Genomic DNA, 19,435 nt, shown 5'->3' on the forward strand with positions numbered 1-19,435 from the left:
AGGAATATGCTACTAGAAATTTCCATTAAGAATTTTGCTATCATTGAGGAAATTTCCCTCAACTTTGAGACAGGTATGACGGTTTTGACAGGTGAGACTGGTGCTGGGAAATCCATTATTATCGATGCAATGAATATGATGCTGGGGGCACGTGCTAGTACAGAAGTGATTCGCCATGGTGCTCAAAAAGCTGAAATCGAAGGCTTTTTTACAGTTCAGGAACATCCATCTTTGCTGGCTATTCTAGCCGATCAAGGTATTGAGTTAGCAGATGAGCTGATCATTCGACGGGAGATTTTTCAAAATGGTCGGAGTGTTAGTCGTGTCAATGGGCAAATGGTGAATTTAAGCACCCTGCGAGCTATTGGCCAATATTTGGTGGACATTCATGGTCAGCATGACCAGGAGGAATTGATGAAAGCCAGTCAGCATAGTCATCTTTTGGATGAGTTTGGTGATGAAACTTTTGAGGGTGTCAAGATGGCTTATCAGGAGAGCTTTGAGACCTACAAGGCTTTGCGCAAGCGTGTCATTGAGAAGCAAAAAAATGAAGTTGAGCACAAGGCTAGAATTGAAATGTTAGAATTTCAAATTGCTGAAATTGAAACAGCTCAGTTACAGGCTGGAGAAGACCAGAAATTGCTTCGAGAGCGTGAACGTCTGATCAATCATAAAAATATTGCGGATACTTTGACTAATGCTTATGCTAACTTAGACAATGATGACTTTTCTAGTTTATCTAATATTAGAACAGCCATGAATGACATGCTGAGCATTGAGGATTATGATGCGACCTATAAAGCTTTAGCTGCCAGTCTTGCAGAATCTTATTATATTTTGGAAGATACTAGCAAGCAATTATCGGATGTGATTGATCAGTTAGATTTTGATGGTAATCGTCTTAATCAGGTCGATGATAGACTGAATGTCATCAATACAATTACACGTAAATATGGTGGCAGTGTTGATGATGTCTTGACTTATTTTGAGACGATCACTAAGGAATATAGCCATCTGACTGGTAATGACCTTTCTAAAGATAATTTGGAAGCCGAACTCAAAGAGTTGGAGAGAAGCCTTATTGCCAATGCTCAAAGACTGAATCAGATGCGTCATGACTTGGCGGATAGGGTTGAAGCAGAGATTAAAAAAGAACTGCAAGAGCTTTATATGGAAAAAGCAGAGTTTCAAGTCAAATTTACACCAGGTAAATTTACCAGAGATGGTAATGAGCAGGTTGAATTTTATATTTCAACGAATCCTGGGGAAGGTTTTAAGCCTTTGACCAAGGTAGCTTCTGGCGGTGAGATTTCTCGTTTAATGCTGGCGATTAAATCGGCTTTTTCTCGTAAGGAAGATAAGACTAGTATTGTCTTTGATGAAGTGGATACCGGTGTTTCTGGCCGTGTCGCTCAAGCTATTGCACAAAAAATTTATAAAATTGGTCAGCATGGACAAGTTTTAGCTATCTCTCATTTACCGCAAGTTATAGCTGCTGCCGATTATCAATTCTATATTGAAAAAGAGAGTAAGGATGAGTCTACGGTTTCTACAGTTAGGCTGCTGAGCATGGATGAAAGAATCCAAGAAATGGCTAAGATGTTGGCAGGGGATCAAGTGACTCAGGCTGCTCTCAATCAAGCTCAAGAATTACTTAGAAAAGAATAATTTTAGTATATAAATACTTAAATCAGATGGGCAAAGTCCTATCTGGTTTTTTGTCTTTGAAAATGTTGCTAGAAATCTAAAAACTAGTTTAAAAAAGGGTTATAGAAGACTGAAAATATAATAAATATTGAAATACTGCTTGTCAAATAAAAATTCAGGTAGTATAATATCTTTTGTTTTAAGAATGAAAGCATTTTTACATTATTAGTATTTTGATACTGATTATAATGGGAGAGATGATTGGGGGTGACAGTAAAAATGTTTAAAAGTAAGGTTAGTGCTAAGAAGCGCTCATCAAATATGCGGTTTGATATCCAGCTGATGGTTTTTATCTTGAGTGGGATTTTATTAGCTTTTATCTTGGGTAATGTAGAAGCTCGGGTTAGCTCTGATACCTCTTCTTCTAAACAGCCTGTCGCTCAAATTACTGGTAAAATTTTGCCTGTAGATATTACAGGTGTTTTAAATGGTGATTATTCTAGTGTTGTGGGGACTTGGAAGTCTGAGAATGGTTCTAAGGTCATTTTTGACACGGCTGGTCAAGTTACTGTTGTGTCTAAATCTGGTACTCAGTCTAAGGGGCAGCTCTATAATGCCAGAATTTTGGACGGACGTTTAGAGGCTCGTTTTGAACTGAGTAATAAAAGTATTGTTAGTATCTTTTTGCTTCCTAAAGGTTCGACTACTAAGTATACAGGAACAACTTATGCATCAGATGCCCTCTTAGTTAGTCAATCGATTAGTGATAGTGATGAGCCCTACTATCGAAAAGAATGAAAATAGAATAGAGATCAATTTTTTAGAAAACTCTGCTCTTGTGCTGTAAGTAAAATTGGTCGAGAAGTTAAGGAGATTGAGACAACAGTTCTCAGTCTCTTTTTATTTGCTCAATTTTATTGGCTCTATGCAGTAGTCTTACTCTTGAACAATTCATTAGGTGCTTTAATAGCAATGACCATTGCTGGTGGGATAGCATTATCTTGGGGCGCTCTTATTTTCAGATCGAACGCCTAGGAATAAAAGAGCGCAGAGAAATCAACTTCTTTATATTATTGATTTTTCTCATGCCCTCTTTTAGGTGTTTTTTAAAAGGCTGTTTTTGAATAAATATAAAAATTTTATAAAATATATTGACTTTTATCCAAAATAAAACTAGAATGTAATACATAATTATTCAGTTTGGAGTAACTATTTATGAAAGTTTCGATCATCGGAGTAACAGGTTATAGTGGGTTGGAGTTGGTACGTCTTTTGAGTAGCCATGGCCAGGTAGAATTGGTTTCAGTTCATGCGACTAAAGCTGTTGGTCTTTCGTTGTCAGATATTTATCCGCACCTTAAAGGGAGTTGTGACCTCATTATTGAGGCTGTAGATCCAATGATTATTATGCAAAAGTCAGATTTGGTTTTTATGGCAACTCCTAGTGGCGTAGCTAAGGAATTATCGCAGACTTTTATTGATGAAAATTTTCCAGTGATCGATTTATCGGGAGATCATCGCTTATCTGGTGATCTTTATAAAAGGTGGTATGGAAAGCAGCCAGCTGCTGATACGATTTTGGAAGCCTTCCATTATTCTTTGGCTGAATTTTCCCAAGAACCCCGTCGCTTCATTTCTAATCCTGGTTGTTATGCGACAGCAACAGAATTGGCCTTAATTCCCCTTATGATGACGGATTGGATCGATGCAGATAGTATTATTGTTGATGCTAAGAGTGGCTTGACTGGCGCTGGTAAGTCCTTGTCTGAGTCGAGTCACTTTGTCAATGTACATGATAATTATGTAACTTATAAATTAAATCATCATCAGCATATTCCAGAGATTATCCAAATGCTTAGGCGTTTTAAGCCAGATTTGGATCACATTCAGTTTTCAACTTCCTTGCTTCCTATTAATCGTGGGATTGTGGTGACGGCTTATGCTAAGGTTGTTGAGGATCTGTCCCAGGAGGATCTTCTGGCTCTTTACCAAAGAGTCTATGAGGATAAGTTCTTTGTTCGTATACAGCCGGAGCTTCCAAATCTCCATAATGTTTTAGGTTCAAATTTTACTGATATTAGTCTTGTTTATAATCCGGTGACTAAAATAGTAACAGTGGTAGCAGTTCTAGATAATCTGATCAAGGGAGCTGCGGGACAGGCGATTCAAAATATGAATCTAGCTTTTGGTTTTCATGAGAGCGAAGGTTTGATGGCAGGACCTCAGTATTTATAAGGATGTTAGAGATAAGAAGGGAGCAGTTATGAATTATATTGATGGCACAATTGCCAGTCCTCTAGGATTTTCAGCCGATGGTTTGCATGCCGGTTTTAAAAAGAGAAAGCTTGACTTTGGATGGATTGTCTCGGAAAAGCCGGCAAGTGTTGCAGGGGTCTATACGACGAATCAGGTCATTGCAGCGCCATTGATTGTTACGAGGCAGTCCGTTCAAAAAAGGCAGCAAATGCAAGCGATTGTGGTCAATTCTGGTATCGCTAACTCCTGTACAGGTGTTCAAGGGATGACGGATGCTTTGACAATGCAAGAGCTGACAGCCGACAGATTAGGTATTGAACCTGATTTGGTGGGGATTGCATCGACTGGCATTATCGGTGAACCTCTTCCTATGGAGACACTGAGGAATGGCTTAGATCGTATTGTGGTCAATGGGAATGCGGATGATTTTTCCAAGGCGATTTTAACGACAGATACTTGTCAAAAGAGTGTTGTGGTAACGGAAACGTTTGGTAAAGATTTGGTGACCATGGCTGGTGTTGCTAAGGGATCTGGTATGATTCATCCCAATATGGCAACGATGTTGGCCTTTATCACTTGTGATGCGGTTATATCTAGTGAGACCTTGCAAAAAGCACTGTCCCAAAAAGTAGAAACGACTTTTAATCAAATTACTGTAGATGGCGATACGTCGACAAATGACATGGTCTTGGTCATGGCTAATGGCTGTGCGAAAAACAAGGAGATTCTCCCTGACACAGCAGAGTTTGATGCTTTTGTTGCCATGCTGGAGTCTGTTATGACAGATCTAGCCAAGAAGATTGCTCAGGATGGTGAAGGGGCAACTAAATTGATCCAAGTGGATGTTACTGGTGCAAAGGATCCAGAAGATGCTAGGATGCTGGCTAAGTCAGTGGTTGGTTCAAGTCTCGTTAAGACGGCTATCTTTGGTGAGGATCCTAATTGGGGACGTATTCTAGCTGCTCTGGGCTATGCTGGTATCGATATTCCAGTAGATAAGGTGGATATTGCTATAGGTGCTATTCCCGTGATGAAGGCTTCTAGTCCAGTCGCTTTTGATCCTGAAGAGATGGCTGATATTATGCAGCAAGATAAGGTTGTGATTAGCGTAGATATGCATGATGGCGAGGCTAGTGGCAGAGCCTGGGGATGTGATCTTTCCTATGATTATGTCAAGATCAATGCTCTTTATAGAACTTAAGTAGGATAGTTATCGTTATGAAAAGGAGGGATAGGATGTCTGATACGATTGTTATAAAGATCGGCGGAGTAGCTGCTAAGCAGTTAGATCAAGCTTTTATCAGTCAGGTTAAGACATGGCAAAAGGAAAAACAGGTAGTTATTGTCCATGGCGGAGGTTATGTTATCAGTCAGCTCATGGATGAAGCAAACCTGCCTGTAGAGAAAGTCGATGGCCTACGTGTAACCGACTTGGCAGCCATGCCTTTGGTTGAGGAAGCCTTGATTAATCGCGTTGGCAAATCTCTGCACCAACAGCTAGAATCTGCTGGTTTATCTGCTAATCAAGTTGTAGAAGGGTTAGACCAGATTGTTAGGGCAGATTATCTAGATAAGAATCGATATGGTTATGTCGGAAGAGTTGATGATATTGATGCTCAGGCCTTAAAAGATTCCATTAAAATTGGATCAATTCCTTTAATACCATCTTTGGCTTATGGGAGAGACGGCGCTTTGCTTAATATCAATGCAGATCATCTGGCAACTGCTCTTGCCATCAGTTTAGCAGCAGAAGAGCTGATCTTGATGACAGATGTTGCTGGAGTCAAAGAGGGCAACCAGATTTTAGGGCAACTACCAATTAGTCATATTGAGGCTAAGATAAGTCAAGGCGTCGTTACAGGGGGGATGATTCCTAAAATCAAGAGTGCTAAGGTTAGTATAGAGTCAGGGGTCAAGATGGTGCTCATTGGAGATAGCCTTACTAGTGGAACAAAGATTGTAGAGGGGTAGAATAGGTGTAGAATATATGACCGCATTATTTTCAAATTACAAGCGTGCAGAGATTGAATTTACCAAGGCTAAGGGAAATTATCTTTTTGATGCCAAAGGTAAGTCCTACTTAGATTTTTCATCTGGCATTGGTGTGACTAACTTAGGATTTCATCCAGCAGTTGTAGAAGCACTAGAGAAGCAAGCTAGAGAAATTTGGCATACCCCTAATCTCTATCAGAACCAGCTGCAAGAAGAAGTTGCTCAGAAATTAATCGGAGATTATGATTATCTAGCTTTTTTCTGCAATAGTGGAGCTGAAGCTAACGAGGCTGCTATCAAAATTGCTCGTAAAGCTAGCGGTAAGCAGGATATTATCACCTTTAAAAATTCCTTTCATGGTCGGACTTTTGGATCAATGTCAGCTACTGGTCAGGATAAGATAAGAGAAGGATTCGGTGATGGTGTCCCACATTTTCATTATGCTCTCTATAATGATTTGTCTTCTGTCAAGCAGTTGGTCAGCGATCAGACAGCTGCTGTTATGCTGGAATTAGTCCAAGGAGAGTCAGGGGTACATCCGGCAGATCCTGATTTTGTAAAGGAACTGGCTGCTTACTGCCAAAAAGAGGAGATCTACTTGATTGTGGATGAAGTGCAGACTGGTATGGGGCGGACTGGTAAACTTTTTGCTTTTGAGCATTATGGTATCCTACCTGATATTGTCTCTTTGGCTAAGGGAATTTCTAATGGTGTCCCTGCAGGTGCTATGCTGGCGAAAGATTCTTTGGGTTGGGCTTTTTCATACGGTAGTCATGGGTCTACCTTTGGTGGTAACAAATTAGCGATGTCAGCTAGCTCGGCTGTGCTAGATATTATGCTGGCTGAAGGATTTTTAGATCAGGTCCAGGCTTTATCAAACTATATGAAAAGAGAACTTTCATCCGCTCTGGGGAAAAAAGATAGTGTGACTGAGATACGTGGTCTCGGTTATATGATTGGGATTGAAACCACTCGTAATCTAGAGGAATTGGTGAAGGCAGCACGGGATCGTGGCTTGATCGTCTTAACAGCTGGTTATGATGTGATTAGGCTTTTACCGCCATTAACCTTGACTAGAGAAGAAATAGACTTAGGTATTGCGATTTTGGCTGATATATTTGATTAAGAAGAGTTATGAAAAAAACACTGGAAAATTTTCCAGTGTTTTTAGAGGTTATTTGGTCCATTGTGCTACTTTATCAGGATTATCTTTAATCCATTTTTGGGCAGCTTCAGATGGAGTTTTTCCATTGTTGATAGCCAACATGACTGATTCCATATCCTTAGAGGTCCAGTTGAAGTTATCAATAATCTTATAGGCTTCAGCATTATCATCTTTTAGACCTTTTCTGGAAATCGTATGGATATCTTCTGATTTACCAAAAGCACCTTTTGGATCATCCAAAAATTTTAAATCATACTTAGCAAACATCCAATGAGGTTTCCAACCTGTAATAACAATATCTTCTTTATTTTTTAATGCCTGTTGCAGACTGGTAACCATGGCACCAGTAGAAGAAGAACTTACCTTCCAACTTGAGAGATTAGAATATTCTTTTTGTGCTTTCTCAGCACCTGTCATAATACCAGCACCAGGCTCGATACCTGTGATCGTAGTATCAGCTTGATTAGATAGGTCTTCAATGCTGTTGACATCTTTCATGTAGGTTGGTACGACAAGTCCCAGTTTAGTTCCTTTTAGATTGACACCTAGATCATCTAATTGTCCTTTGTATTTATCGTATTGTGCCTTATGCGTAACTGGTAACCAAGCCGAAACAGAAGCATCAACGCTACCGTCAGCAACTGATTTCCAAGCAATAGCATTATCTAAAGGTTTAATTTCAACATTATAACCCTTGTCTTTAAGAACTTCAGCTAATACATTGGTTGAGGCCACCTCAGAGTCCCATTCGACATAGGCTAGGGTTACCTTTGGTTTCTGGACGCCCATATTTGTCAGAACAGTCTGTGTAATACCAGTAGCAAGGAAGGCCAAGACGAGAATCGGTGCCAACCATTTTTGCCATTTAGGCTTAATCGTCTTTTGTCTGATAGGAGTATTTAGTTTTTGAGTGAAGCGGTCGATAATAATGGCTAGAACAACTAAGGCTAAACCATTGACAAATCCATTACCGATTTCAGCGTGTTGGAGAGCTGATAGGACTCCGTTTCCTAGACCAGGAGCACCGATCATAGAAGCAGTAACGACCATAGAGAGGGATAACATGATAGTTTGGTTGACCCCAGCCATGATTGTACTCTTTGCTAGCGGTAGTTCAACACCGAACAATTTTTGTGAATTAGTGCTACCAAAGGCATCAGAGGCTTCGATCAATTCTACTGGAATTTCACGGATCCCTAAGTTGGTCATACGTACGGTCGGTGGCAGTGCAAAGATAACAGAGGCAAATACCCCTGGTACCATTCCGATACCAAAGAAGGCAACCGCTGGAATCAAGTAGACAAAGGCCGGCATTGTCTGCATGAAGTCCAAGATAGGATTAATAATTTTTTTAGCATTTTCACTTTTTGCCATCCATATTCCTAGAGGAATCCCAATCAAGATAGAAATGAGACTGGATAGGAGTACTAAAGTAAAGGTGTTGATCAGGTCTCCCCATAATTCTTGGTTGTAGATAAAGAGGAGCCCAATTGCTGTCAGAATACTAAAACTCCATTTTTTAGAGAGGATATAGGCTAAAGCTACAATCAAAACGATAAGAATCCAAGGATTAATGAAGGTCAGAGTGTTGGAAATAAAGCCCATAACACCATCCCCAGCTATTTTAAGAATATTGAAAAGTCCTGAGAAAGTATTTGTTAACCAATCGACAAAACTATCTACATAGTCTGCAATTGGTAATTTTGTTGTTACTAATCTATCCAAAATTACTCACCTTCCTTTTCTACTTCGATACCTTGTTTGGTTAAGGCTTCAATGACACGTCCCTTGATGATAACCCCCATCAAGCGCTCATTATCATCAAGGACAGCGATAGGAGCTGCAGAATCATAAATCAGAGGAAGGATATCAGTTAGGACAGCATCTTTAGGAACAGTACGGATATTTGGATCCACACAGTCAGCTAACTTGGTGCCGTTTTTACGAGCATCATAGGCAGCATCAGCTGTAATGACTCCTAGGAGTTTGCGCTTTCGGTTGGTCGCCAGAAGCATACTGACCTCTTCAGTATCCATTCGTTTGAGGGCTACGTTAGGACCATCGTTTTCGATATTAGCGGTAATTGGTTTGATCATGATATTTTGTGCTGTCAAAACCTTAGAACGATCGACATCTTCAACGAACTCACGAACAAAGTCATTAGCTGGTTGTGTGAGGATTTCTTCACCTGTACCGATCTGCATGATTTGCCCGTCTCTCATCAGTGCGATTCGATCGCCAATACGAAGGGCTTCATTAAGATCATGAGTGATAAAGATAATAGTCTTTTGAACATTGTCTTGCAGGTCCAAAAGCTCATCTTGCATTTCCTTACGAATCAAGGGGTCCAAGGCTGAGAAAGCTTCATCCATCAGGAGGATATCAGGATCGTTAGCCAGTGCACGTGCCAGACCTACACGCTGCTGCATCCCTCCTGATAGCTGATCAGGATACTGGTCTTTGAAGGCTAAAAGGCTTGAATTCTCCAAGGCTCTCTCAGCTAGAGCGGTACGCTCCTCTTTAGGAACGCCACGAAGCTCTAAACCATATTCGGTATTTTCCAAGATGGTTTTATGAGGGAAAAGTCCGAAGTTCTGAAAGACCATGTTGACAGAGTGACGACGGATTTCCCGCAGTTCCTCAGGAGAGGCTTCAGAGATATTTTTCCCCTTGATTTCAACCGTACCAGATGACGGTTCGATCAAGCGATTAATCAAGCGGATCAGAGTTGATTTCCCGCTTCCTGACAGCCCCATGATAACGAAGACTTCGCCTTGATTGACTTCGAAATTAACATCGTAAACACCGACAGTACAGCCTGTCTTTTCAAGAATCTCAGTTTTTGATTTTTCTTCTTGAATCATTTTTAGAGCAGCTTTTTGTTTTTTACCAAAAATCTTACTCAAATGACTAACTTTTAATAGTGTATCCATAGTAATCCTTTCTTATTAAGATAACTCTAAGGTAGTGTAACATAGTAGTATAACTCTAATATAATGTTAGTATTAAAACTAGATGACAGTTACACAGCTTATCACAAATATCCTCATTATAGCAGTAATTTGCAAAAAAATCATCTATTTCAAAAAAAGGGGGCTGGCATAAAAGTCCAGACTCCTTAGTATTGTTCTATTTGAACCACTGCTGAATGGTAGTTCCTACCTTGGATTTATTCTATTTTTAGAACGAATGTCTAGAGATAAAAGGGAGAAAGAGAAATCAAAATCGTGATTTTATCACCGTTACTGACTGTCCTCGACTCTTTTCTGTAGGGCAGATATTTTACTTGAGTATGAGTTGGGCAACAATGGGACTGATGAAGACATACATCATACCGGTAATACCGATGGCTAAGCCAGCCATAGCTCCTTGAATTTGTCCTTCTTTAAGAGCTGCCCCAGTTCCAATAGCATGTCCAGTACCGCCAAGGGCTAGTCCGAAAGCGATGGGATCCGTCATTTTTAAACGTTTTAGGAGAGAGGGGCCGATAACGCTAGTCAAGATACCTGTCATGACTACAACGACCAAGGTCAAGGTTGTAATTCCTCCCATTTTCTCACTGATGCCAATAGCCATGGCTGTAGTGACAGACTTGGGAAAGAGTGAGATGGAAAAGAAAAAGTCTAGACCGAAGAGCTTAGCAATAAGGGCAGTATAGCCCGTGTTTAGGACAGTTGCAATCAAGCTTCCAATGATGATGCTACGGTAGTGATGTCTCATGAGATGGAAATTTCGGTAGAGAGGAATAGCCAAGGCTACCGTTGAAGGGACAATTAAGGTATTTAGATATTCACCACCTTTATAATAACTATCATAGGAAATTCCAGTTAACTTTAGGAGAATAATGAGAGCTATAGTAGCTACTAGCAGAGGTGTAGTAGCAGGGTGTGTGAAATGTCGATAGATGATGAGGCCAATAAGATAGGCAAGAATAGATAAGGAAAGTCCGAAAATAGGGTTATTAATAATGTCTGCCATATGCTTTATCCTTTGTAGTCGCCTTCAAAGCGATTTTTGATCCAGGTAACAACATAGGCCATGACGATGAGATTGATGAGCAAGGCACCTAGGGTTACCAGCAAGATAGGAAGAATATTAGGGAGGATGAGGTCAAAATATTGCATAACCCCGACACCAGCAGGCAAAAAGAGGATGGTCATATTATCTAGCAGGAATTTTCCGACGGTGTAGATGTGTCTTAGTCGGATAAGTTTAAACTGTAAGGCCAGAAAGAGCAAAATCAAACCAATGATGCTGCCGGGAATAGGCAGGTGGAAGATGGAGGAAATGAATTGCCCAATAAGACAGAATAATAAAATGATCATGAATTGTACGTATAACTTCATAAAAAGGCCTTCTTCTAAATGAATAAATCTAGTATAAGTCTACTACTCTGATAAAAATATTCAAGGTCATGAAACGCTTTCATGTGAAAAATAAACAAACTCCTGCTTGTCAAGCAGGAGTTGTACAGGTCTTTGATTATATGAAGCCTTTAGTCAATACCATAGTTATAGTCATCATCCTTCATAGCTTCTACGGTACCAAGGAGATAACCATTTCCGACCTGGCTAAAGAAGTCGTGGTTGCTTGTTCCTGTTGAGATACCATTCATGACGATGGGATTGACATCATCAGCTGTATCAGGAAAGAGAGGATCCTGTCCCAGGTTCATGAGGGCTTTGTTGGCGTTATAGCGCAAGAAGGTCATAACTTCTTCGGTCCAGCCTAGTTCATCGTATAAGGTTTGGGTATAACGTTCTTCGTTCTCATAAAGTTGGTAGAGGAGATCATACATCCAATCACGAAAGTCGTTTTGCTCCTCTTCTGAGAGTTCGTTAAATCCTAGTTGGAACTTATAGCCAATGTAGGTGCCGTGGACAGATTCATCACGGATAATGAGCTTAATGATTTCAGCGACATTAGAGAGTTTATTATTTCCCAGGTAGTAAAGTGGGGTGAAAAAGCCTGAATAAAAGAGGAAGGTCTCAAGGAAAGTAGAAGCCACCTTTTTTTGGAGAGGATCACCATTGAGATAAATTTCATTGATAATCTCAGCCTTTTTTTGCAGGTATTCATTGTTGTTGGTCCATTCAAAAATCTCTTCAATTTCAGACTTGGTGTTGAGAGTTGAAAAGATGGATGAATAGGACTTGGCATGGACAGATTCCATAAACTGGATATTGTTAAGAACGGCTTCCTCGTGAGGGGTACGTACATCTTTACGGATAGCTTCCACACCAGTTTCAGACTGCATAGTATCAAGGAGTGTCAGTCCTCCAAAGACCTTACCCACTAGATCTTTTTCCGCAGCAGAGAGCTTACGCCAGTCATCCAAGTCGTTTGACAGTGGGATGCGGGTATCCAGCCAAAATTGTTCAGTCAGCTTTTCCCAAGTTGACTTGTCAATTAAATCTTCTATTTCATTCCAGTTAATGGCTTTGTAGTATGTTGTCATGAGTTTCTCCAAGTTAAAGAAGGATAATATTATTCAAAAGTTTAGTAAGTGAACTAGCCAAACCGCCGATAGCGGTTGGCGTGTCAAACATAGGAGCTTTAGCTCCAAGTTTGCCATGTCTAAAGAGTTACGACACGTAGTAGAAGGTGTCGATGATACACCTTCTACGAAGTTAGTAAGTGAACTAGCCAAACCGCCAATAGCGGTTGGCGTGTCAAACATAGGAGCTTTAGCTCTAAGTTTGGCTGTTCAGTTAAATCACACAGCTTTCACATTGATTTGCGCCTACCTCGGATCCATCATCTGTAAAAGTACGGATATAATAGATGGACTTGATTCCCTTGTTGAAGGCATAGTTGCGCAAAATAGAGAGGTCACGAGTCGTTTGTTTTCGTTCGGTTTTCCATTCGTAGAGACCATCTGGTAGTTCGCTGCGCATAAAGAGTGTCATTGAGAGACCTTGATCAACATGCTGTGTAGCTGCTGCGTAAACATCAATGACCTTACGCATATCCATATCATAAGCAGAAGTGTAGTAAGGGATTGTGTCGGTTGATAGCCCACTAGCTGGGTAGTAAATTTTACCAATCTTCTTTTCTTGGCGTTCTTCGATCCGTTGGATAATAGGGTGGATAGAAGCAGATACATCGTTAATATATGAAATGGATCCGTTAGGGGCAACCGCTAAGCGGTTTTGGTGATAAAGACCATCAGCCATAACCGCTTGACGAAGAGCTTTCCAGTCCTCTGCACTTGGAATAAAGTGCCCGGCAAACAGCTCCTTGACACGTTTAGAACGAGGTTGGTACTGACCGGTCACATACTTGTCAAAGTAACTACCATCAGCATACTTAGATTTTTCAAATCCTACAAAGCTGACACCACGTTCGCGAGCAATGGCATTGGATTCGACCAAAGTCCAATAATTCATGAGCATAAAGTAAATATCAGTAAATTCAACAGACTCTGGACTTCCATAGTGGATATGATTTTGCGCTAGGAAGGAATGCAGCCCCATAGCTCCTAGGCCAAAGGTGTGGGCTTCATCATTTCCATTTTTGATGGTTGGGACAGCATCGATACTAGATGAATCAGATACAAATGTTAGCGCACGTACCATAGCCTTGATAGAGCGACCAAAATCTGGAGAAGTCATCATGTTGACGATATTGGTGGATCCTAGGTTACAAGAAATATCTGTCCCCATGTCGACATATTCTTGACGATCATTGATCAAACTTGGACGTTGCACCTGAAGGACTTCTGAACATAGATTGGACATGATGATGCGACCATCAATAGGATTTGAGCGATTAGCTGCATCCACATTGATGATATAAGGGTAGCCAGATTCTTGCTGCAGTTTAGAAATTTCAGTTTCTAGCTCACGAGCGGAAATTTTAGTCTTGGTGATATTAGGGTTGGCTACCAGCTCGTCATATTTCTCAGTGATATTAATGTAGTTAAAAGGAACACCATATTCTCTTTCAACAGAGTAGGGACTAAAGAGATACATTTCTTCGTTGTTACGTGCTAATTCATAAAATTTATCTGGCACAGTAATCCCAAGAGATAGGGTCTTAACACGAATTTTCTCATCAGCATTTTCCTTCTTCGTTGAAAGGAAGGCTAAAATATCCGGATGGAAAACATCTAGATAAACAGCTCCAGCTCCCTGGCGTTGGCCCAATTGGTTGGAATAGGAAAAGCTGTCTTCGAAGAGTTTCATGACAGGAACTACTCCGGATGCTGCGCCCGCGTAGCCCTTAATTGGTGCCCCAGCTTCACGCAAATTACTCAGAGAAATCCCTACACCTCCACCGATACGAGAGAGCTGCAGAGCAGAATTGATGGAACGACCGATAGCATTCATATCATCAGTCACTTGGATCAAAAAGCAGGAGACTAGTTCTCCACGTCGACTACGCCCAGCGTTTAAAAATGATGGTGTAGCTGGTTGGTAGCGCTGATGAATCATTTCATTAGCTAGGTCTTTGGCTAATTCTTCATTACCGTCAGCAAAGTAGAGGGCGTTGAAGAGAACCCTGTCCTCAAGACTTTCTAAATAATAGAGACCATCGTTAGTCTTTAAGGCATACTGCTGATAAAATTTATAAGCAGCCATGAAAGATTGGAAATGAAAATTTGATTCTTTCAAAAACTGCGCCAATTCCTCGATGAAGGCTGGCTTATATTTTTTAATAAAGGTTGATTCAATGTAATCATTCTCAGTTAGATAAGTGATCTTATCAGTAATGGTAGCGAATGACTTGGTATTAGGAATGACATTTTCCAGAAAAAAAGCTTCCAGCGCTTCTTTATCCTTGTTAAGTGGGATTTGACCGTTTACTGGTCGATTGATTTCATTATTAAGACGGAAGTATGATACTTCCCCTAGATCTTTAAGACTCATAAAAATTCCTTTGATATACAATAATTAAACTTTAAAAAATATTAATCGATCGCTTTGAAATGTAGAACTGCTAAGTGACGACAAATCACTTAGCAGTTCTACACTAGGTTTAGATAATTTCTTTTAGCTTGGATGGTTGGAAACCAGAGAATACAGTGTCCCCCGCTTCAATAACAGGAGCAGCAGTAAAACCAAGACTTTTAACATAGTCTACTTTCTCAGGATGCTCTTCGATGTTAATTTCTTCGAAGTCAGCTCCGTTTTGTTCCAAGAATTTCTTGGTCATTTTGCATTGCATGCAATTATTTTTTGAATAGACTGTGATAGTAGCCATTATTTTCCCTCCAAAATATTTACTGAAACTAGCATACCCAAAACTAGGATAAAAAGCAAGGAATTAAAATCAAAAAAACACAATATTTTGTGGTTGTTTTTTCGAGGAAACCCAACATATTGTGGTGAATTTGCTTTTGACACCAAACTGTAAAAAAGCCAGTTATGACAATGTTCCGGGGGGCATTAAGCTAGAATTTTTATAAAATTAATCTTCTATTATATGTTTTTAAAAAAACTTTGATATGAGATTGGATATACTTCTAGGTTTAGAAAGATTGTGTGGGTGAAGAATTGAAAACCTTTATAGAAAAGCAAAGAAAAGGGTTACAAAAAAATGGAGAAAAAACTTTCTATCTTGAAAATCGTGAATGCTTATGATATAATTCTGTTTTGTAAGGGTTATCATAAGATAATTCAAAAATTTTTACATTAGAAAAAGGAGAGTCATTATGGCTTCTAAAGATTTCCACATCGTTGCAGAAACTGGTATCCATGCACGTCCAGCTACTTTGCTTGTTCAAACTGCAAGTAAGTTTGCTTCAGACATCACCCTGGATTATAAAGGTAAATCAGTTAACCTTAAATCAATCATGGGTGTGATGAGCCTTGGTGTTGGTCAAGGTGCTGACGTTACTATCGCTGCTGAGGGTGCAGATGCAGATGATGCAATCGCAGCAATTGAAGAAACAATGACAAAAGAAGGATTGGCATAAGATTATGACAGAAATGCTTAAAGGAATCGCAGCATCAGATGGTGTTGCTGTTGCTAAGGCATATCTATTGGTTCAACCGGATCTTTCGTTTGAAACAGTATCTGTTTCAGATACGAGTGCAGAAGAGGCTCGTCTAGACGCAGCTCTGGCAGCGTCTCAAGACGAGCTTTCTGCTATCCGTGAAAAAGCCGTAGGTAGCCTCGGAGAAGAAGCTGCAGCTGTATTTGATGCACATTTGATGGTATTGGCTGACCCAGAGATGGTAGGCCAAATTAAGGAAACTATCAAGTCTAAAGAAATTAATGCAGAAGCTGCTCTCAAGGAAGTAACGGACATGTTCATTACTATCTTTGAAGGTATGGAAGATAACCCTTATATGCAGGAACGTGCTGCGGATATTCGTGATGTCACTAAACGTGTATTGGCAAATCTTCTTGGTAAGAAATTACCAAATCCAGCTGCTATTGATGAAGAGTCGATTGTTATCGCACATGACTTGACACCATCTGACACAGCTCAATTGGATAAAAAGTTTGTTAAAGCTTTTGTGACTAATATTGGTGGACGTACTAGTCACTCAGCCATTATGGCACGTACGCTCGAAATTGCTGCTGTTCTTGGAACAAATAATATCACTGATACCGTGAAAAATGGTGATCTCGTTGCTGTTAATGGTATTACTGGTGATGTCATTATTGATCCTACTGATGAGCAGGTGGCAGAGTTTAAGGCAGCGGGTGAGGCCTATGCTAAGCAAAAAGCTGAGTGGGCGCTCCTTAAAGATGCTGAAACTGTTACGGCTGATGGTAAGCACTTTGAGTTAGCTGCTAATATTGGTACACCAAAAGACGTTGATGGTGTCAACGATAATGGGGCAGAGGCTGTTGGTCTATATCGTACAGAGTTCTTGTACATGGATTCACAAGACTTTCCGACAGAAGACGAGCAATACGAAGCCTACAAGGCAGTGCTTGAAGGAATGAATGGTAAGCCAGTTGTGGTTCGTACCATGGATATCGGTGGTGATAAAGAATTGCCATACTTCGATCTTCCAAAAGAAATGAACCCATTTCTAGGTTTCCGTGCTTTGCGTATCTCAATTTCTGAGACCGGTGACGCTATGTTCCGTACGCAAATCCGTGCCCTCCTTCGTGCATCAGTCCATGGTCAATTACGCATCATGTTCCCAATGGTTGCTCTTCTTAAAGAATTCCGTGCTGCTAAGGCTGTCTTTGAGGAAGAAAAAGCTAACCTCAAGGCTGAAGGGGTTGCAGTCGCTGATAACATTCAAGTGGGTATCATGATCGAAATCCCAGCAGCTGCTATGCTTGCTGACCAATTTGCTAAGGAAGTGGACTTCTTCTCAATTGGTACCAACGACCTTATCCAATACACAATGGCTGCTGACCGTATGAACGAACAAGTATCATACCTCTACCAACCATATAACCCATCAATCCTTCGCTTGATCAACAATGTGATCAAGGCAGCTCACGCTGAAGGTAAGTGGGCAGGTATGTGTGGTGAGATGGCTGGTGACCAAACAGCTGTACCATTGTTAGTTGGTATGGGACTTGATGAGTTCTCTATGTCAGCGACATCAGTTCTTCGTACACGTAGCTTGATGAAGAAACTTGATACAGCTAAGATGGAAGAATACGCTAACCGTGCATTAACAGAATGTGCTACTATGGAAGAAGTACTCGAACTTCAAAAAGAATACATTAATTTTGATTAATGAACATAGAAAAGCTAGCCTGAGGCTGGCTTTTTTGAGTGGATCTTATGCTAATCTTATAATATATGATGATTAGCGTAGCGACTATTTGAAAATAATTTAAAAAGTGTTAGAATGATTTTATCAATAAATAAAGGAGAACTAGATGACAAAGCAATATAAAAACTTGGTCAATGGTGAGTGGAAGCTCTCTGCTGAGGAGATTAAAATCTATGCTCCTGCTAGTGGAGAAGAACTTGGTTCAGTTCCAGCCATGAGTCAAGCAGAGGTTGATGCTGTTTATGCGTCAGCAAAGGCTGCTCAGCCTGCTTGGCGTGCTCTTTCTTACAAAGAACGTGCTGACTATCTTCACAAAGCAGCTGACATTTTGATGCGTGATGCTGAAAAGATCGGTGCTGTCCTCTCCAAGGAAATTGCAAAAGGTTATAAGTCAGCTGTGAGTGAGGTTGTTCGTACAGCTGAAATTATTAATTATGCAGCTGAAGAAGGCCTTCGCATGGAGGGTGAGGTTCTTGAAGGTGGTTCCTTTGAGCCAGCAAGTAAGAAGAAAATTGCCATTGTGCGTCGTGAGCCAGTAGGTCTTGTACTTGCTATTTCACCATTTAACTATCCTATCAACCTTGCTGGTTCGAAGATTGCTCCTGCTCTTATTTCAGGAAATGTTGTTGCCTTAAAACCACCTACGCAAGGTTCTATTTCAGGACTTCTCTTGGCGGAAGCTTTTGCCGAAGCTGGTATTCCTGCCGGTGTCTTTAGTACTATTACTGGACGTGGATCTGTTATTGGGGATTATATCGTTGAACATGAAGCCGTTAACTTCATCAATTTCACAGGTTCGACTCCGGTTGGTGAGCGTATTGGTAAATTGGCTGGTATGCGTCCGATTATGCTCGAACTTGGTGGTAAGGATTCGGCTATTGTCCTTGAAGATGCTGATCTTGAATTGACTGCTAAAAATATCATCGCAGGTGCTTTTGGTTATTCAGGTCAACGTTGTACCGCAGTGAAACGTGTTCTGGTTATGGATAGTATTGCTGACGAATTGGTTGAAAATATTCGCCAGAAAGTCCTTAAATTGACGATCGGTATGCCTGAAGAAGATGCTGATATTACACCGTTGATTGATACCAAGGCGGCTGACTTTGTTGAAGGACTTATCAACGACGCTAGCGATAAGGGAGCTGAGGCTCTTACTGAAATTAAGCGTGAAGATAATCTTATTTGCCCTGTTCTTTTTGATAAGGTTACCACTGACATGCGTTTGGCTTGGGAAGAGCCTTTTGGTCCTGTCCTTCCAGTTATTCGTGTATCGTCAGTTGAAGAAGCTATCAAGATTTCTAACGAATCTGAATACGGGCTCCAAGCATCTGTCTTTACTAAGAACTTCCCACTTGCTTTCAAGATTGCTGAGCAATTAGAAGTTGGTACTGTTCATATCAATAACAAGACCCAACGTGGTACAGATAACTTCCCATTCTTAGGAGCTAAGAAGTCTGGTGCCGGTGTTCAAGGGGTTAAATACTCTATTGAAGCGATGACAACAGTTAAATCGACTGTATTTGATATCGCAGACTAATCGTTCATTTGATCACTCACAATTGTGGGTGATTTTTTATGTTGAAGTGAGAGAAGAGGGGGGATTGTTGTCAGAAAAATCAGGCAAGTTCTTTTAATAGCTTATTAAATGTGATAGAATGATAAGGTAAATAAATTTATA

At 40.4% G+C, this 19,435-nt stretch carries 16 protein-coding genes; 9 read left to right on the forward strand and 7 right to left on the reverse strand.

Going from position 1 to position 19,435, the window contains the following annotated elements; translation table 11 throughout:
* Nucleotides 1-6: 6 nt before the first annotated feature.
* From recN to AC4HAI_RS01015, 6 genes are all read left to right on the forward strand, one after another.
* Entirely contained in the window at nucleotides 7-1,668 is a 1,662-nt protein-coding gene (gene recN, locus AC4HAI_RS00990) for a DNA repair protein RecN (RefSeq protein WP_491110089.1), read from the forward strand.
* A 246-nt stretch (nucleotides 1,669-1,914) separates the two neighbouring features.
* Nucleotides 1,915-2,445 (forward strand): DUF6287 domain-containing protein, encoded by a 531-nt coding sequence (locus AC4HAI_RS00995; protein ID WP_491110090.1) that lies wholly within the window; start codon nucleotides 1,915-1,917, stop codon nucleotides 2,443-2,445.
* A 417-nt stretch (nucleotides 2,446-2,862) separates the two neighbouring features.
* The gene (gene argC, locus AC4HAI_RS01000) at nucleotides 2,863-3,882 is read left to right on the forward strand and encodes an N-acetyl-gamma-glutamyl-phosphate reductase (protein ID WP_491110091.1); all 1,020 of its coding nucleotides are present in this window, start codon (nucleotides 2,863-2,865) and stop codon (nucleotides 3,880-3,882) included.
* A 28-nt stretch (nucleotides 3,883-3,910) separates the two neighbouring features.
* Nucleotides 3,911-5,104, forward strand: a complete 1,194-nt coding sequence (gene argJ / locus AC4HAI_RS01005; RefSeq protein ID WP_491110092.1) for a bifunctional glutamate N-acetyltransferase/amino-acid acetyltransferase ArgJ — start codon at nucleotides 3,911-3,913, stop codon at nucleotides 5,102-5,104.
* Between the two features lie 35 nt (nucleotides 5,105-5,139).
* Nucleotides 5,140-5,874 (forward strand): acetylglutamate kinase, encoded by a 735-nt coding sequence (gene argB / locus AC4HAI_RS01010; protein ID WP_491110093.1) that lies wholly within the window; start codon nucleotides 5,140-5,142, stop codon nucleotides 5,872-5,874.
* Between the two features lie 16 nt (nucleotides 5,875-5,890).
* Complete coding sequence (locus tag AC4HAI_RS01015) at nucleotides 5,891-7,021, forward strand: acetylornithine transaminase (protein WP_491110094.1); 1,131 nt, start codon at nucleotides 5,891-5,893, stop codon at nucleotides 7,019-7,021.
* 48 nt (nucleotides 7,022-7,069) lie between these two features.
* Here AC4HAI_RS01015 and AC4HAI_RS01020 read toward each other — a convergent pair whose 3' ends face one another.
* The 7 genes from AC4HAI_RS01020 to nrdH form a co-directional block, all read right to left on the reverse strand.
* Nucleotides 7,070-8,785, reverse strand: a complete 1,716-nt coding sequence (locus AC4HAI_RS01020) for an ABC transporter permease/substrate binding protein (RefSeq protein WP_491078228.1) — start codon at nucleotides 8,783-8,785, stop codon at nucleotides 7,070-7,072.
* 2 nt (nucleotides 8,786-8,787) lie between these two features.
* Nucleotides 8,788-9,993, reverse strand: coding sequence for a quaternary amine ABC transporter ATP-binding protein (locus AC4HAI_RS01025; RefSeq protein WP_491078229.1), 1,206 nt, complete (start codon nucleotides 9,991-9,993; stop codon nucleotides 8,788-8,790).
* Nucleotides 9,994-10,342: 349 nt separating this feature from the next.
* Nucleotides 10,343-11,038, reverse strand: a complete 696-nt coding sequence (locus AC4HAI_RS01030; protein WP_491110095.1) for an LrgB family protein — start codon at nucleotides 11,036-11,038, stop codon at nucleotides 10,343-10,345.
* Between the two features lie 5 nt (nucleotides 11,039-11,043).
* A complete protein-coding gene (locus tag AC4HAI_RS01035; RefSeq protein ID WP_491078231.1) occupies nucleotides 11,044-11,406 on the reverse strand; it encodes a CidA/LrgA family protein in 363 nt (120 codons plus the stop codon).
* A 149-nt stretch (nucleotides 11,407-11,555) separates the two neighbouring features.
* Nucleotides 11,556-12,518: a class 1b ribonucleoside-diphosphate reductase subunit beta gene (gene nrdF, locus AC4HAI_RS01040; RefSeq protein WP_491078232.1), complete on the reverse strand. Its 963-nt coding sequence runs from the start codon at nucleotides 12,516-12,518 to the stop codon at nucleotides 11,556-11,558.
* Between the two features lie 253 nt (nucleotides 12,519-12,771).
* Nucleotides 12,772-14,931, reverse strand: a complete 2,160-nt coding sequence (nrdE, locus tag AC4HAI_RS01045; protein WP_491110097.1) for a class 1b ribonucleoside-diphosphate reductase subunit alpha — start codon at nucleotides 14,929-14,931, stop codon at nucleotides 12,772-12,774.
* A gap of 109 nt (nucleotides 14,932-15,040) precedes the next feature.
* The gene (nrdH, locus tag AC4HAI_RS01050) at nucleotides 15,041-15,265 is read right to left on the reverse strand and encodes a glutaredoxin-like protein NrdH (protein WP_491078234.1); all 225 of its coding nucleotides are present in this window, start codon (nucleotides 15,263-15,265) and stop codon (nucleotides 15,041-15,043) included.
* Nucleotides 15,266-15,716: 451 nt separating this feature from the next.
* On the opposite strand from nrdH, the gene AC4HAI_RS01055 reads away from it, so the two are divergent.
* The 3 genes from AC4HAI_RS01055 (at nucleotide 15,717) to AC4HAI_RS01065 (ending at nucleotide 19,294) form a co-directional block, all read left to right on the forward strand.
* Nucleotides 15,717-15,980 (forward strand): phosphocarrier protein HPr, encoded by a 264-nt coding sequence (locus tag AC4HAI_RS01055; protein ID WP_491078235.1) that lies wholly within the window; start codon nucleotides 15,717-15,719, stop codon nucleotides 15,978-15,980.
* Between the two features lie 4 nt (nucleotides 15,981-15,984).
* Nucleotides 15,985-17,718: a phosphoenolpyruvate--protein phosphotransferase gene (ptsP, locus tag AC4HAI_RS01060; protein WP_491078236.1), complete on the forward strand. Its 1,734-nt coding sequence runs from the start codon at nucleotides 15,985-15,987 to the stop codon at nucleotides 17,716-17,718.
* Nucleotides 17,719-17,863: 145 nt separating this feature from the next.
* On the forward strand, nucleotides 17,864-19,294 hold the full coding sequence (locus tag AC4HAI_RS01065) for an NADP-dependent glyceraldehyde-3-phosphate dehydrogenase (RefSeq protein WP_491078237.1): 1,431 nt from the start codon (nucleotides 17,864-17,866) through the stop codon (nucleotides 19,292-19,294).
* Nucleotides 19,295-19,435: the final 141 nt, after the last annotated feature.

This window comes from Streptococcus sp. ALY_208 (genome assembly GCF_058314295.1).